Annotated in this window: 16 protein-coding genes; 1 reads left to right on the top strand and 15 read right to left on the bottom strand. The window is 41.9% G+C overall.

Annotated features, from left to right (window positions below):
- Positions 1–62: 62 nt before the first annotated feature.
- A complete protein-coding gene (locus HRQ63_RS00895; RefSeq protein ID WP_172237763.1) occupies positions 63–305 on the bottom strand; it encodes a hypothetical protein in 243 nt (80 codons plus the stop codon).
- Between the two features lie 398 nt (positions 306–703).
- On the opposite strand from HRQ63_RS00895, the gene HRQ63_RS00890 reads away from it, so the two are divergent.
- Positions 704–1,912 carry an IS110 family RNA-guided transposase gene (locus tag HRQ63_RS00890; RefSeq protein WP_172237760.1) on the top strand — a complete coding sequence of 403 codons (1,209 nt, stop codon included), beginning with the start codon at positions 704–706 and terminating at the stop codon, positions 1,910–1,912.
- Between the two features lie 99 nt (positions 1,913–2,011).
- On the opposite strand, the gene HRQ63_RS00885 is transcribed toward HRQ63_RS00890, so the two are convergent.
- From HRQ63_RS00885 to HRQ63_RS00820, 14 genes are all read right to left on the bottom strand, one after another.
- Positions 2,012–2,593, bottom strand: coding sequence for a kinase (locus HRQ63_RS00885; RefSeq protein WP_172237757.1), 582 nt, complete (start codon positions 2,591–2,593; stop codon positions 2,012–2,014).
- A 200-nt stretch (positions 2,594–2,793) separates the two neighbouring features.
- On the bottom strand, positions 2,794–3,063 hold the full coding sequence (locus HRQ63_RS26330; protein WP_371873194.1) for a DUF3969 family protein: 270 nt from the start codon (positions 3,061–3,063) through the stop codon (positions 2,794–2,796).
- Positions 3,064–3,234: 171 nt separating this feature from the next.
- Entirely contained in the window at positions 3,235–3,693 is a 459-nt protein-coding gene (locus tag HRQ63_RS00875) for a hypothetical protein (RefSeq protein WP_172237751.1), read from the bottom strand.
- A 187-nt stretch (positions 3,694–3,880) separates the two neighbouring features.
- Positions 3,881–4,258 (bottom strand): type II toxin-antitoxin system death-on-curing family toxin, encoded by a 378-nt coding sequence (locus tag HRQ63_RS00870; protein ID WP_172237748.1) that lies wholly within the window; start codon positions 4,256–4,258, stop codon positions 3,881–3,883.
- Positions 4,255–4,428: a DUF2281 domain-containing protein gene (locus HRQ63_RS00865; RefSeq protein ID WP_172237745.1), complete on the bottom strand. Its 174-nt coding sequence runs from the start codon at positions 4,426–4,428 to the stop codon at positions 4,255–4,257. Before HRQ63_RS00865 ends, HRQ63_RS00870 begins: the two co-directional genes overlap by 4 nt.
- Before the next feature lie 683 nt (positions 4,429–5,111).
- Complete coding sequence (locus tag HRQ63_RS00860; protein WP_172237742.1) at positions 5,112–6,197, bottom strand: GTP pyrophosphokinase; 1,086 nt, start codon at positions 6,195–6,197, stop codon at positions 5,112–5,114.
- 150 nt (positions 6,198–6,347) lie between these two features.
- Positions 6,348–7,361 (bottom strand): hypothetical protein, encoded by a 1,014-nt coding sequence (locus tag HRQ63_RS00855; protein WP_172237739.1) that lies wholly within the window; start codon positions 7,359–7,361, stop codon positions 6,348–6,350.
- Between the two features lie 616 nt (positions 7,362–7,977).
- Positions 7,978–8,925, bottom strand: coding sequence for a hypothetical protein (locus HRQ63_RS00850; RefSeq protein WP_172237736.1), 948 nt, complete (start codon positions 8,923–8,925; stop codon positions 7,978–7,980).
- Between the two features lie 128 nt (positions 8,926–9,053).
- A complete protein-coding gene (locus HRQ63_RS00845) occupies positions 9,054–9,560 on the bottom strand; it encodes a hypothetical protein (protein WP_172237733.1) in 507 nt (168 codons plus the stop codon).
- A 195-nt stretch (positions 9,561–9,755) separates the two neighbouring features.
- Positions 9,756–10,517 (bottom strand): DUF6414 family protein, encoded by a 762-nt coding sequence (locus HRQ63_RS00840; RefSeq protein WP_172237730.1) that lies wholly within the window; start codon positions 10,515–10,517, stop codon positions 9,756–9,758.
- Positions 10,518–10,703: 186 nt separating this feature from the next.
- Positions 10,704–11,180 carry a GNAT family N-acetyltransferase gene (locus tag HRQ63_RS00835; RefSeq protein WP_172237727.1) on the bottom strand — a complete coding sequence of 159 codons (477 nt, stop codon included), beginning with the start codon at positions 11,178–11,180 and terminating at the stop codon, positions 10,704–10,706.
- 324 nt (positions 11,181–11,504) lie between these two features.
- Complete coding sequence (locus HRQ63_RS00830) at positions 11,505–12,557, bottom strand: PD40 domain-containing protein (protein ID WP_172237724.1); 1,053 nt, start codon at positions 12,555–12,557, stop codon at positions 11,505–11,507.
- 322 nt (positions 12,558–12,879) lie between these two features.
- Positions 12,880–14,484 carry a sensor histidine kinase gene (locus tag HRQ63_RS00825; protein WP_172237721.1) on the bottom strand — a complete coding sequence of 535 codons (1,605 nt, stop codon included), beginning with the start codon at positions 14,482–14,484 and terminating at the stop codon, positions 12,880–12,882.
- Positions 14,481–15,200: a response regulator transcription factor gene (locus HRQ63_RS00820; RefSeq protein ID WP_172237718.1), complete on the bottom strand. Its 720-nt coding sequence runs from the start codon at positions 15,198–15,200 to the stop codon at positions 14,481–14,483. The genes HRQ63_RS00825 and HRQ63_RS00820 overlap by 4 nt, the downstream gene beginning before the upstream one ends.
- Positions 15,201–15,337 lie beyond the last annotated feature (137 nt).

Here is a 15,337-nt window from a genome sequence, read left to right as displayed (position 1 = left end):
TGCTTATTAAAATGGACTGTTATTTCCGTAAATAACAGTCCGTCTCGATATTCGATATTCATTTAAAGACTTCTCCTTAACCCGATATTTTTCCGTACCTTCACTACGACTTGATCTTTGGAAGTATGATAAACTAGCGTTTTATCTCGGCTATTCAATAATTCACGAGTCGCTTCTTTATCACTGATCGGACCAATTACCGCTACATCATCAATGATCTCTTGATGATCGGTTTCTTCTGAATGAAGAACTTCGAATTTCACAAATTGATTCGGAAAGATCTGTTGAACTTCTTGCCACTTCATCTTTGTCCCTCCTCTTTTTTGATGGTTATATTATATCATTTCATAAGCCTATAACTCTCACTGGAATTTCACTTAACGTTCCTGTATTAACGACCCGACGGATGTCGGGTGTCCAGCGAATGCCGGATCAAAGGCGTATGCCCGCAGCGTGAATATTATGTTGGTATTCTCAGTTCATCCCCAGCTCGTTTGGGGATGAACTTTTTCTTTATACTGGAGGAAACACTGGGCAAAATAACGCATGTTTTGTTGGGACACCGATCCCGTCTTATAAAGTGTTATAGCTCCTCGCCTTTTGTTCATACCCCGATTTAGCTGGTTGGGCCTAGAGCCCGTATCACCGTGCCAACCTGTGGAGAATGAAAGTGCCGGCTCCAGTGAAATTAAAGGAGGTCCTCATGAATCAACCGGTTCTCAGCATTGACGTTGCTAAAGGTAAAAGCGTAGCTGTTGCTTTTCTTTCCTACCACAATTGTCTGTATAAACCGTTTACATTTTATCATTCCCAAGAAGGTCTTCAACAAGTTCTAGCTGTTCTGAAGGAGTTGAAATCCGTTTCCGGCCAAGAACCCAAAGTCGTTCTTGAAGCCACGGGGAACTATTCCAAGCCTCTGGCTTCCTTCTTTTCTTCCCAAGGTTATTTGGTCGTTCTGCTAAATCCGTTATTGACTCACCAACTGAAACAAAAGGCGGTACGCAAGGTCAAAACCGATCCCATCGATGCGATACGGATTGCCCACGTTTTTTACTTGCAAGATCCTCAGCCTCACGTCCAGTTGAATGAGAACGTTCAGCAGCTCCGCGTGATCGGCCGACAATATCAACATTGGACGGCCTTATACGGCCAGACGCAGATTCATTTTCGCGCCGTTTTGGATCTCCTTTTTCCCGGATACGATCAAGCGTTTCAAAAGGTCTGTAACCGCACTTCCTTGGAGCTTCTCTCTCGTTTTCCTACGCCTGCCGAGCTTCTATCCGCAGATCCAGAAGAGGTTTTGAACCTGCTGCTACGCAACCGTCGGGGTCGAGCTTGGAACGAAACCAAGCGCCAGCAGCTACTTGAAATTGCCAGACAGAGCCTGCCGGATCTTCATGGAATCGAGGCTCAAAAGGAAGTTCTCAAGCACTATATCCACCTTCTACAAACGTATCAGGATTGCATCGATGAGCTTTTACAAGCGATGCAATCCCTCGCTGAATCGATTGAAACCTATGCTCTGCTTCGCACGATTCCAGGTGTAGGCCTCTTAACAGCCGCCATGCTTATTGCTGAAATCGGAGATATAAAAAGGTTCCCTTCCGTGAAACAGCTGACAGCTTTTGCCGGGCTAGACTCCGCTGTTCACGAATCGGGAACCTTCAAATCCAAGAAGAATCGAATCTCGAAACGGGGCTCTTCGTACCTTCGAACGGCGCTTTATCAAGCGACGGTAGCCGGCATTTCAAAGAAGGTTCACGGTCCGAGAAATTCGATTCTCTTTCAATTTTATCAGCAAAAACGGGACGAAGGCAAACCGGCAAAAGTCGCGATTGTGGCGACTTCACATAAGCTTTTACGCATTATTTTTGGCATGTGGAACTCCGGATCGGCCTTTCAAGCTCATTAAGCACTTTACACAGCTCAACGATTTTTTATGAAAGACTTGACTTTGATTAGCTGGTTTATAGGATGTCAGCGACTTCTTCGAACTACAATCAAACTTGCTCTAATTCTTTATTGTAATATTGGCTATATCTTGCGGCTTTATTGTTTCCAAATAGAAATCCTCTGCTTTCCAATACCTATCTTTAAACTTTTGAGTATTTTCCCTTGTATTCTTTCCTTCACGTAAGAATCGAGTTTCTCTTGGGCAATCTAAATAAATTACATAATCTAGATAATTTCGCCACTCAGACCGTTGTATAAATACTCCTTCTATAATTATTACACATTGTTTAGGAATTTTTACTCTTTTCAATAATTGCCTATCAAACTCGAATTCATAGTAAAAAATACTGATCTCATTCTCTTCATGTAATTTTTCAAATAACTCTTCTCTCAAGTATTCAACATTCCATTGAAGATAATAATATTCACGCCATTCTTCATTTCCTGTATTATATCTTTTGCTCCTCGGCTCTATATGATCATCAAGATGAAAAACGCAATTTTTATTCTTGGTTTGATTCAACTCGTTGATTAATGATTTCACATATGTCGTTTTTCCGGATCGGCTTAATCCATCTAACCCAATTATTAATCGATTAGATTTATTGGATGCTAACAATTCGCTTATAAGGTTATTCATATGTCCCCTTCTTGAAAATAGAATTTAATCCTTTGCGATGATTTCCGATAACGTTCCTGTATTCACGATCCAACAACGTATGCTGGGTATCCGGCGAATGCCCGCAGCGTGAATATTATGTTATGTGACGTACCATTCTTCTCGAATTGCATTCAGTTTTTCTCGATCTTATTTAATCCAATGTTTCCATTCCCCTTCACTTATTTTTGTTCTTTTATAAATGTCTTCAAAAGATTTTCTATTTCATCCATCGATTTTTCATATTCTATTGCATTTAATCTTTGAAGCAAATTCAGTTCCATTATTCCTTGATTTGTGATTTCGATGAGGGTGGAGTGAAGATTTAGTTCTTCTATTTTTGTTAAAGTGTTCGGACTGAATAACCGCTCTTCTACTTGATCCCAAGTCAGAAGATCTTCTCGTATAGCTGTTATGCAGCCCAAAACCAGTAGGGAATAAAAGGTTTCAATCTCATCTTTATCAGTAATCTCTATATTGAAATTTATATTAATTTCTCCTCTATGCTTTTTGGTATGTCCGATAACGTTCCTGTATTCATGACCCGACGTATGTCGGGTGTCTGGCGAATGCCCGCAGCATGAATATTATGTTATCTGATTCAACCATGCTTCCTGAAATACTTACGATCTTTGTTTGTATGAATTATAATTTTGAATTGTTCTTTGCAAGCTTTCTTCATCTTCTTTATCCACTATACTTTTTAGTCTCATATCCCATATAGATAGAGCTAATTCAATACTCAGCATCTTTGCCAGTGTAATTAGTGATTTTATATCTCCCTCAGGTTTATATATGTTTGTTCGTAGCGATAGCGTCCTAACCTGCTCCTCTTTAACTCCATCATTAATTTCAATTTCTATTAAACTTGTTCTATCCTTATAAATGTAGTAACAATCTTCAGCAAACGAATTCCATTGCCTTTGTACCGAGCCTTTCTTTACCTTCCCTGTTGATACTAATTGTTCAACAATCTGATCAAAAGAAAATTCATGAATCCCTACAAAATCAATGCCTTCCTCTGTCATAATCGCTTTATTATCTTGAGGATATAAAATGACTTGGTAATCCCATACTGCCATGAGTAACCTCCAAAATATAAGCTATTATGGTTGTTTCAGATAACGTTCCTGTATTCACGAACCGACGCATGTCGGGTGTCCGGCGTATGCCGGACCAAGGACGAATGTCCGCAGCGTGAATATGATGTTAGACGTAGTACCGGTCTTCCTTGAATATTCAAGAAGATATAGAATAAGACACCGAGCTTCATTCTCGATGCCTTATTATCCATTCCTCAATATCTTTTTCATTTAATTTTCCTTCTGCTGTTCCCAATCCTAATTGAACGAGTTCATCTTGGCTATATCGAATAGAATATCCATTTAATCGAAGTAAAAGTAGCATAACGGCTACTCCAATACGTTTATTTCCATCCACGAATCCATGGTTTTTGATTAAGGAGAAAGTCACGACAGAAACTTTCCTTGTTAGACCTGGATACAACTCTTCACCATCAAAGGTCTGTTCAGCTTTACCCAATGCGCTTTCTAGCAATCCTTGATCTCTAACTCCATCTGCTCCACCGGTTACTTTCATGATCTTTTGATGATAGACCAGCAATTGGTCAATCGTAATCGATTTCATTTGGCGAGTTCTTTAAGCGCTTCTAAATTCTCGTTAATGATGTCGTCCATCATAGCTTCTGTTTGAGATGCATTTTTCGTTTTTAGAAATTCTACGAAATCAATGACTTCCATTTGTTTTTCTTGGGGTAAAGATAAAAAGTCGTTAATCAATTTTTGTTCCAGGCTCATGAGGAATCGCCTCCTATTCTTACTTCACAGTATAACGCAAAATGTTAAATCGATTAACTCTTTGTCTGGTCTAGTTTTTAAATATGTTTTTCCGGTATTACGTATAACGTTCCTGTATTCACGGCTCGACCACTGTCGAGTATCCGGCGTATGCCGGATCAAGGACGAATGTCCGCAGCGTGAATATTATGTTATACGTAGTTACGATCTTCTTTGAGTCTGCTACATAAAATCGTTCTTATCTTTAATGCTTCACTCAGTTCTATTCTATTTATTCGGTGTTACCTATTTTTAAAATGTCATTTCCCACTGTTTTCGTTTTGAATTTTGCTTGGTTTGAAAGGCTTTCCCTCCGAGGCGTTTACCTCTTTGATTCCGCTTCTTCTTTCAATCGTTCTTAAATCCAAATTCACTTTTACTTTTATCCATTTCTTATCTGTTTTTTGATTTCACCTTTTACTTTTCCAATTCATCTTCTTCGAGCCGATCGAAGGGCTCGTCATTCAAGAAAAGATTGTCACTAAAATGCTCTTAATCAGCCCTTCGTAATTACGTATAACGTTCCTGTATTCACGACCCAGCGTATGCTGGGTGTCCGGCGAATGCCGGACCCAGGGCGGATGCCCGCAACGTGAATATTATGTTATCTGATGCTAGTATCGCCTTCGAGTATGCTTGATAACTCAAGAAACATTAGGATCATAATTACCAATCTCAATACCAGCTTCTTCAAGTTTTTTAAATCTACTATCCCAAAAAGAGTACCACTCTTCTCTGTTCTCCCTTTGTGCATATGGGTGCAATCTTTTAAAGTTTTCACCCATTCCAGTTAGAAGTGCATCTTCGAATCTAGAAAGCTGTCCTTGTCTCTGACCCCAAATTGTTCTGCTGATAGAAATTGAATCAAGACCATTAATGCAATCATCTATTTGTTTGAAATCACTAAATCCCATTTCAATAAGATGTGAAGCAAAATACCTATAGGAAAAATCAGTCATTCGACCATCAATTCCGAACTTTTTATTTAGATATTCCTTTAACGCATCCGGAGTAATCTCCACTTCTGCTAATCGACCTTCTCGAACATTTGCACGAGATTCATTTCGAGATTTCTCGTCTTCTTCTTGAATAGATTGAAATTCTCTATCCGCTATTTCTAGTAAGCCTGCTAGATCCGTAAAACGTCTCCTTATTGATTTTGTAATTGCGACTTCCGATTTATATTGGATGTCATGTTCAATTTCTGCCCACGCATGTTGCAGTATAGTTCTAACTTGTATCTCAGCTATTAGCTGATTAAACCTTGAATACTCAAGCAAATTATTTCTATTATGATTGAGTGTTACAAGATAATGAATACTCAAGTAGCCCAACTTTTCATCAAGCAATTCGCTTTTGTCGCTTCGTTCTAACACAACAAATTCTCTTTTTATTATCTCATCTACCTGTTGAAGAGTACTTGTGAAAAATGTGATGATTCTTACTCCTGCTAAATCAGTAATCTCTTTTAGTGGTTCAGTATACCTCGGTCTATTAGGATCACTTTTAGATGGCCTAGCTGCTTTTTCTCCAACACTTTGAATTGATTTTGCACGTGCCTCTATTGAATGGTAATAAACTCCACTTTGTTCTAGACAATGTTCTAGAATACTTTTTAATGACGAACTAAAAGCTTCATATTGAGGTTGCAGTTGTAAATATTCCAAAATAGTTTTTTGTTTATGTTCTTCAAAATCAAATTCTATTTCAGAAGTTAAATATTCACTCATATCTTCATTCTCCTCGTTTTTAAACTAGTTTCAGATAACGTTCCTATATTCACGACTCGACGCATGTCGAGTGTCTGGCGAATGCCAGACCAAGGACGAATGTACGCAGCGTGAATATTATGTTAGTTGATGTTCATTGGCTCCTGTGTATTAGCTAAAAGGATCTTCTTCAATTTCTATGCCAAATAACTCATTTATCATTTTCTTCATGTTTTTAGATGCTTCAGGTACTGCCTTGTCAGTCTCATGCGCTTGCATCAAATAATTAATATTCTCAATTCTGAAAATACGATTTGTCCCAAGAACATCTTTGTAAATCTCCAAATAGGACATAATTGACTCCCATAAGTAAACTCTTAAATCAGTATAATAATCTCCCATATCTATATCTTCAGGATCAGTATTTTTAAAGAAATTTTTCATACTTGTAAAGTCTCTATTATCCTTAGAATTCCAGCTATGATGCCCTTTTAGATTTGCATCAAACCAATCTAATTCTTGGAATCCTTCTAAATATTCTAGTGAATAATTAATTTGATTTCGTAGTTTTGGATTAGTCCAATTTTGATCAAGCAAATAATTTAGTCTACTGAATTTTTCAATTCCTTTTATATCTGTAATTGTTTCAAGGAGCCTCCACCATAATTGATGAGAGCCATATCTTTGATTTGTTTGTGGGTCTTTTTGTAGTTGTTGGTACTCTATTTTAGTACTGTTGTATAAGTTGAATCCATTATTATCAAAAGCAAAATAAAAAGATCCATCCCTTCTACTGTCTACTAATTGACCTCTTTTATCATAATCGATTACTTCATAGCCTCTAAGGAGCAAAGAGTTGATGGCTTTTATTATATAAAATTTACTATAGTATCCTGTGACCTCTGACCAAGTTTTAAATTTCTTATCCTCTAGAGTTATATAAGCCAAGAACAAATCAAATGCTCTAAAAAAACATAGCGTACTACTATATACAAGTTTTTGTTTGATCTCATTCATTATGTTTTGATTAGGTGCTTGAGATAAATAACTATTAATAGCGTTTGAATCTTGTTGATTCAAAAGTGTTTCAAACAATAAGTTTAATGACTGTCTATGCGTTTCAAAATAAGGAGAAAAATCTTTATACTCGTCTTTTAATTTAGAGTAATTAATGGTAAATGTCATTATGATCAATTCCCTTCAATGAATTTCAACTAACGTTCCTGTATTCACGACTCGATGTATGTCGAGTGTCTGGCGAATGCCAGACCAAGGGCGTATGCCCGCAGCGTGAATATTATGTTATACGAAGTTACGATCTTCTTTGAATTGGCTTCCCAAAATTATTCTTATATCTAATGTCTTACTCCACTTTATTCTATTTCTTTATTCCATGTTTTCTGTTCTTGAAATGTCATTTCCCACTGTTTACGTTTTGAATTTCACTGGGTTTTAAATGCTTTCCCTCCGAGGCGTTTACCTCTTCGATTCCGCTTCTTCTTCCAATCGTTCTTCTCATTCAAATTTACTTTTTGCTTTTACCTATTTCTTATCCGTTTTTTGATTCCCCATTTTACTTTTCCAATTCGCCTTCTTCGAGCCGATCAAAGGGCTCGTCGTTCAAGGAAAGATCATCATTCAAATGCTCTTAATCAGCCCTTCGTAATTACGTATAACGTTCCCGTATTCACGACTCAGCGTATGCTGAGTGTCCGGCGAATGCCGGGCCAAGGACGGATGTCCGCAGCGTGAATATTATGTTATCCGATGCCCCAGCTTCTAACGTTGTTTAATGAATCTTCTATTTCCAAGGTACATTGATATATATGCCTTCGCTACCTTGAACATAGGTTACAAACATACCCATTTCACTCCAACATTCTTTGACCGCCTCACCTAACCCACTTAGTTCATATACATCGTTCCAATTAGGGAATTTATCAAAAAGTTCTCTTAATACTTTCTGCTGAGAAGTCCAAATATCATAAAAATATGTTTTCTGTAATTGTTCTTCAATCATATGAGAAATTTCGTGTTTGGCTAAGCCCAAACCATCGATATATCCTTGAGTAGTGGCAGCTATTTTAAGTAACATAGATGTTTCTTCCTGCAAAAAAGCAAACAAATCATCAAGATTTCCATTCAACCTATATTTAGAGATTCTTTCTTCTATTTTTTCTTTACATAAATCTATCAAATCTAACAAATAAGGAAAGTACAAATCAGTATCGGCGTTCATTACTAAAGACGTTGAAGAACTTCTTACGGCAAAATATTCGGACCATATTGGCTCCGCGTTACATATTAATGTATGCTGAAGCCTATCCATTCCGTGTCCATTTCTTGCTTCTGAGGTAAACATTTCATTTTGATAATAATTTTCATGAATATGACAGAATTCATGATGTAAAAGATGAAGTGAAATTTGTGCAGCTTCAGGAATAAACAGCCCATTAATCAGATAATCATTGATCACAATTGTTTGTTTAAGTTGTCCTTTAAATTTGGTATGGAGAACTTTTGCAACTGCAATCCCGTCATCTCTATCAGTATGTCCTCTTTCACTCATCTGATATTCTTCTTGAACCTTTAAAACATCATCTGTGAATTTCCCTGATACTATTATTCTCTCTAATGTATTTAACTCTAAATTGGTAGATAGCTCTTTCATTCTCTCTCCAAAAAACTCATCGATCTTAGACTTATATTCATCATTAAAAATACCTGTAGTGTATTCTATGACAGTCATAATCTCCTCCTAAGTTCTAAATGATTTTTGGTGGTTTCGGATAACGTTCCTGTATTCACGACTCGACGCATGTCGAGTGTCCGGCGTATGCCGGACCAAGGACGAATGTCCGCAGCGTGAATATATTGTTATCCGAAGTCCTTAGCTTCTTTGAGATACCCTAATATGCCCTTCAATACGGTTTCTCTAACCTCTTCACTTGATTGATCTAACATTTGGGCTAACTGACTTGCATGAGAGGTAACATATGAAGGATCTAATTTAGAACTTTGATCAAAAAAGTTTTCAGGATATTCATGTCGTATAATATCTTCTTCCTGAACAGCCCCGAAGTAATCAAATAGATCTCTAAATCCTCCTGTTTCAATTAGTTCGTCAATGACTTGTTCAATTCTGTCACGACTTATACGATCTACAATAATTATTGGCGAGGAAGCGCACCAATATGCACCCTTCAAGCAATGGCCATTCATTAAATAATCTTTTCTCATTGATTCAATACATTTAATCGTATAGAAATTTGAAATCCATTTTGTTGAATTAGGGAATGTTACGACCACATCCACTTGAGCATCTTCTAAACCTTCCATCCATTCCTCTGCACCTATCCGAATATGTCTCTTATTTGCAATCAATTTTTTACTCCTGTGTCTTTAGATATTTTTTAAATGCTTCAAAGGATTTCGGATAACGTTCCTGTATTCACGACTCGACGCATGTCGAGTGTCTGGCAAATGCCAGACCAAGGGCGTATGCCCGCAGTGTGAATATTATGTTAACTGATGCTCCTAGATCTTACTAGATAAAATGATTCTTTATCTGTAATCTATTCATTTATATATTGCTAGTATTTCTACTTTCACTACTGGCCCATCGACGATAATCGGCGAAAATTCTTTTGTGTAGCTACTTTCTATATCCATACTTCTACGCATAGCTCGATTGAATTTAATAAAGTCCTTAAAAGGATCGAAAATTTTGATTTTATCACTTGAATTGTGAGAGACTGCTTTGAATAAAATAGTTACCTCATCTGTTGTATATTCTTCAAGTTGATTATAAGGCTCATTTAAGTATCTAGTATCAAGAGTTCCAAATACAGTGCTGTCTTCATGTTTTATAAGGATTGGAATATCAGCCTTAGTATCCCCCAAAAATGCATCATATAATTCTTGTTCTGATTCCTCAATGTTCAAAGATTGTTTTAAAAGGGGCTTGAACAAATTAGTTAATTCTATATAATCAAATTCCTCTGGCACACAGAAATTGTTTTGTATCTTTCCAATTGAAGATTGAGGTATCGTCGAAATGTCATAGTCATTATCACTATCTACTAAATCAAAATAATTTTCTCCATTTAATTTAGTAAGAGCTCTTTCAAAGTTGTTGTAATCCAATAAAAAATATTGGCTTACTTCGCTTTTCATAGTTTCTGTTTTTGAATGTTCAAATCCGATAGGCGATTTCGAAATCTCAGCTTTGTTTGTAGTGCTTTTTTCTTTTGATATCGCTTTTTCTTTTATCGAAGGATCAAGTAAACTATAGTATTCGTAAACTTTTTCAGTATTAACATAAATAAAACTTCTAAACATATGAATGCTCCCTTCAGAGTACAAAAATTTGTTTTAATCTTTAAAATCAGCACTCCTTTAAGGAGTTTCAGTTAACGTTCCTGTATTCACGACTCGACGCATGTCGAGTGTCTGGCGAATGCCAGATCAAGGACGGATGTCCGCAGCGTGAATATTATGTTATCGGATGTAACATGTCTTCTTGAATCAGCTAATAAACGTTTGTATCGTTTTTCCGTTCTCAACCCGCTCTTCAAATTGACCTTTTGTATATTCATTAATCACTCTTTTCCAAAATATTTGTGCTCCTTTATTACTTTCAATTTGATGTACTTCCCACGGCCCTTTATGTCGGTTAAATAGATCAGTTGCTACTGCCATTCCCATTCCTTCTCGTCTATACTTCTTTAATATAAAAAATTCTGTAATTGAATAATGCCGAATTTCCAAGTCTTCTATTAAACGAACTAAGACAAATCCTATGTACTTCTCTTCTCGTTTAATCACATAAGCAAATTGGTGGTTTCCTTCTTCAAAATAATCATCTAACGGGTAGGGGCTGTACTGTCCATTTTCTTCTACATCAAATGCAAGGAATTCGGAAAAATCATAAATATAGAATTGCATGAGATTGTCTAATACTTCTTTATGTTTTTGATTGACTTGAATGATAGAAAAATTCATTTAACATACCTACTTTCATTTTCATCTGCATGTTATTTCCGATAACGTCTTATTCACGAACTTCGCCTATACTTCCAATTCGCAATATTCACGAACTTCCGAATATACGCTTTGATCGTGGTATTCACGAACCTCACCCATCTTTCACCTTCGCTTACAGTATAACCCTACCCACCAAGCATGAACACCATTTTTTCACCGCTCTCCTCTCGTCTTCATTCCCGCGCCGCAAAGCAAAAAGCCCGCACTATCGCGCAGGCTTTCCACCTCTATCCCATATCGCCCATCCTCTGCTTCTTCTCGCAAACCTCCGACTCTCCCGTCTCACCACGACACCTTAATAATCGACGACTGCGCCAGCATCTCTCCGTTCTTCCGATCTACTTTATTCACCATAATCTTCGTTCCCGACGGACTCCATTTCATCGCGTCTCCCGCATCCGCCAGGTCCGACGAAATCATAAACGCCTCTCCTGTATTCACGTCCGAAATGTAAAACCCGTCCTTGCTTCCGTCATCTGCCGATGTCACCGTATACGCCAGCCGTTTCCCGTCCGGCGACCAGCTTGTCCCGAACACCTGCGTTCCGGTTGCCAGCGTTTTCTTCTCGTTTCCCGCCAAGTCCGTCAGCATCAGCGTCATTTCCGTCTCGCCTGTCCGCTTCACCAGCGCGAGCTGACTGCCGTCCGGTGCCGGGATCGCCCACAGAATGCCGCTGCCGAACCGTTCCAATTCTTTCGTCGACGTATGATAAGCGAACAACTCCTGCTCGTTCAATCCGGTATAATACACAATATCGCCTACAGTCTGGATTCCGCTCGCGCGCTGCCCGGCATCGGCCAGATCCAGCAGCTGCTCGCTTTTCCCGGACAGATCGGTTTGGAACAACTGTCCTTCGATATTCCCGTAAACGAAATGATCATCACCCAACCAGGCTCCGTCGATCAGAATCTCGCGCCCGTCCGCGATCTGTACCGACTCTCCCGTTTCCAGATCCATGATGTAACCCACCCCGGTCATTTCGAAGATCTCTTGGTAAAAAAGATGCTTTTTGTCCGGCGACAGCTTGGCTCCTCCCCAGTTGGTATCGTCCGCAATGATCGTCTTCTCCTTACCCCCGGCAAGAGTATGCACATATAACCCCTGCGGCAAAATCTCTCCGTCGCTGAACTCGGTCGGCTCGCCCGCCTCGTTTTGACGATTCACCACGACTTCATCCTCGCTGAGCCAATCCTGCCCACGCACGCCGTCGATCTGTTGAATATCCTCAAGCTTCAGATCGGCGTAAACCGAAGCATTCGTGTTGTCTTTAACCGTAATGCTCGGCGTGGCCGCTTGAGTCGAAGGATCGGTTTGGCTGACGGATGAATCAGGCACGACGACCGTTTCTCCGGATGGAGACGACGGTGAAGCACACCCCGCGAGCAAGGCCAATACAGCAGCCGCGGCCGCAATCCCTTTGACGCGAGATACGCCACGCCCTAGTCTGACGCCAGACTTTCCTCTATATATTGACTTCATATGAATTCCTTCCCCTCGTCGAATCTGTGTGATTGCAATCAGTGTACCGAACAAATGCTTCGAAAATGTTTCGAACACGTAAGTAGCGCGTTGCAATAACATGTTCAACCTCTTGTTCTGATAAAAAAAGAAAAAGCCGCGGTTCCCCGCGACTTCGCTATGACTCTTCCCTCTCACCCTAAACGTCGTGCATCAACGGAAACGTCAGCTCGAACACCGTCCCCCGTTCATCCGAAGACAGCAGCTCGATGCTGCCTCCCTGCGCCTCGGTCAACCTTTTCACGAGCGCCAATCCCAGCCCGCTTCCTCCGGACTGCCGCGCGCGATCCCGGTTAACGGTGAAAAACGGCTCGAAGATCCGCTCCCGCAGCTCTTCCGGAATCGCGGGTCCCGTATTGAAGATGCGAATCGCCAGAACATGCTCCGCCGTAATAGGCGTGTCCGTGTCTGCCGCCTCAACAGCACCCGCTGCGGAACGCCGCTTCACAAGCTTCTCTTCCACCTCCCGCGCCGACCGTTTCTGCAATTCCACGAGAACGGTGCCGTCCGGCACGTTATACTTAATCGCATTATCCAGCAGATTCACGAAGATATGCATAAAGCTCTCCCGGTCGAACCAGATCGGAAAACGAGGCGCTTGATCTACTTTGAACGCCGCTGCCCCCGACTCCAAACGCAGCGTCAGGTCGAATCTTTCCGCCTTCCCGCGCATCCGTCCGACCACGTCCCGCAGCGCTTCCTCCGCATCCATTTCCCCCGCCTGGATCTCGAAATCGTACTTTTCCAGCTCGGCCAGACGCAGCACCTTCTCGACCATCTCGTATAGTCGCTCCGCTTCTTTGCCGATATTACTCCTCGCTTCTTCCAGCAAATTCGGATCGTCGCCGTACATCTCCAGCAGCTCGACGTACGCTTTGATCGAAGTCAGCGGCGTTTTGAACTCGTGGCTGATGCTGCCGATATACTCTTTCTGCTGCTTTTCCAGCGCCTGAAGCTTCTCCACGGCCAGCTTGAGCTTATGCTGCTCCTCCCGCATCGCCTCGATATTGCGCTCGATCGCTCCGCTCATCTCGTACAATCCTTCGCCCAACTGTCCCAGCTCGTCCCGACGGCGCCTCAGCGGCGCGCTGCGCACGAACTCGCCGCGCCGAATCGCATCCGCCGTTCTTTTCAAACGAATAATCCCCGCCGCAAACCGATTGAAAAACAAATAGCCCAGCACAAAACTCAACCCGACCACGCCAAGTCCGATGCTGACAAAAAGCCCCCGAATATCCGCGTAAGCCGCCTGATAACTCGCAATCGAATACCGGAAACGAATCACCCCGACCTGACCTTCCGGGCCTTCCAGCGGCGCGAAATACTCCAGCGAACTGCCCTGCTTCCAATACGCCACCTGTCCGGCCATCGCGTAACGGAACGACGAAGCGCCGGACGGATCGCCTTCCAGCGGCGGAATCTCGCCCGGCAGCGAAGTCCCGATCCGTTCGCCTTCGGTATCGTACAACGTCACCGGCATGCCGATCAGATCCGACAACTCGTCCGACAACCGGACTCCTTCCTGCTGCAAAAACTCCGGCGGATCAAGTCTCGGCTCTTGCGTATAATACTCCTGCCGCACCCGAAGATTGGCCAATTGCGTCTGCCGGGCCATCGTGTCTTCGATCTGCTGCGTCTGGCTCCGTTCCGTTCCCTGTAGAATCAGCACGCTCAAGACGCCGACGGTCAAACTAAGCAGCAGCGCCAGAAAAAGCGTAAACTTCAGCTTAATGCTGACCCTCATGACGGCGCGGTCGCCTTGTAGCCGACGCCGTATACCGTTTGCAGCATCCCCTGATGAGCTTCGCCCAGTTTTTTCCGCAGCCGCTGCACATGAATATCCACCGTCCGCGTTCCGCCTGCATAATCCATGCTCCACACGCGGTCGAGCAGATCGTCCCGGGTAAACACCCGTGCCGGACGCGACACAAGCAGCGTGAGCAGATCGAACTCTTTCGGCGTCAGCTCCAGCTCCTCCCCGTCCAGCTCGGCCGAACGGTGGGAGATCCGGATACGAAGCGGCCCCAGCTCCACCCGATCGTCGGCATCGAATTCTTCGGCCGCAATGTCATGCGCTTCGACGGCCGGCGTCTGTTTCTCCACCCGGCGCATGAGCGCTTTCACCCGTGCCAGCACCTCGCGAATTTCGAACGGCTTCGTCATATAATCGTCCGCGCCAAGCTCCAGCCCGACGATTTTATCGACCATATCGTTTTTGACGGTCAGCAAAATAATCCCGATCCCGCTGCGATTCTCCAGGCGACGGCATACCTCATACCCGTCCATCCTCGGCATCATCACATCGAGCACCAACACCAAAGGGCCGAACGACTCCACCTTCTCCAACGCTTCCACGCCGTCCGCCGCCGTTTCGATTTCGTATCCTTCGCGCTTTAACGCATACGCGATCGCGCTGCGAATACCTGGCTCATCATCCACGACCAGCACTTTTTTACTCATCTGACTTCCTCCTGTCCGCTTGCTGTTCTCCTCCATTAAACACGATCTCCCGCAAATCTCCAAAACCTGATTCGATACCCGGTCAACGGACTCCTGCGAAAAACGTACCGTTGCTGCCACCTTCCATGCAGCAGCGA

Origin of the sequence: Saccharibacillus endophyticus (assembly GCF_013185185.1) — a bacterium.
Taxonomy (GTDB): domain Bacteria; phylum Bacillota; class Bacilli; order Paenibacillales; family Paenibacillaceae; genus Saccharibacillus; species Saccharibacillus endophyticus.
This window is presented reverse-complemented; position numbering and strand designations above follow the sequence as displayed.

Coding starts and splice junctions, on each gene's coding strand:
- HRQ63_RS00885 (WP_172237757.1), bottom strand. CDS start 2,593: ATGAATAACCTTATAAGCGAATTGTTAGCATCCAATAAATCTAATCGA.
- HRQ63_RS00890 (WP_172237760.1), top strand. CDS start 704: ATGAATCAACCGGTTCTCAGCATTGACGTTGCTAAAGGTAAAAGCGTA.
- HRQ63_RS00820 (WP_172237718.1), bottom strand. CDS start 15,200: ATGAGTAAAAAAGTGCTGGTCGTGGATGATGAGCCAGGTATTCGCAGC.
- HRQ63_RS00840 (WP_172237730.1), bottom strand. CDS start 10,517: ATGTTTAGAAGTTTTATTTATGTTAATACTGAAAAAGTTTACGAATAC.
- HRQ63_RS00895 (WP_172237763.1), bottom strand. CDS start 305: ATGAAGTGGCAAGAAGTTCAACAGATCTTTCCGAATCAATTTGTGAAA.
- HRQ63_RS00870 (WP_172237748.1), bottom strand. CDS start 4,258: ATGAAATCGATTACGATTGACCAATTGCTGGTCTATCATCAAAAGATC.
- HRQ63_RS00835 (WP_172237727.1), bottom strand. CDS start 11,180: ATGAATTTTTCTATCATTCAAGTCAATCAAAAACATAAAGAAGTATTA.
- HRQ63_RS00860 (WP_172237742.1), bottom strand. CDS start 6,197: ATGAGTGAATATTTAACTTCTGAAATAGAATTTGATTTTGAAGAACAT.
- HRQ63_RS00875 (WP_172237751.1), bottom strand. CDS start 3,693: ATGGCAGTATGGGATTACCAAGTCATTTTATATCCTCAAGATAATAAA.
- HRQ63_RS00850 (WP_172237736.1), bottom strand. CDS start 8,925: ATGACTGTCATAGAATACACTACAGGTATTTTTAATGATGAATATAAG.
- HRQ63_RS00865 (WP_172237745.1), bottom strand. CDS start 4,428: ATGAGCCTGGAACAAAAATTGATTAACGACTTTTTATCTTTACCCCAA.
- HRQ63_RS00825 (WP_172237721.1), bottom strand. CDS start 14,484: ATGAGGGTCAGCATTAAGCTGAAGTTTACGCTTTTTCTGGCGCTGCTG.
- HRQ63_RS00855 (WP_172237739.1), bottom strand. CDS start 7,361: ATGACATTTACCATTAATTACTCTAAATTAAAAGACGAGTATAAAGAT.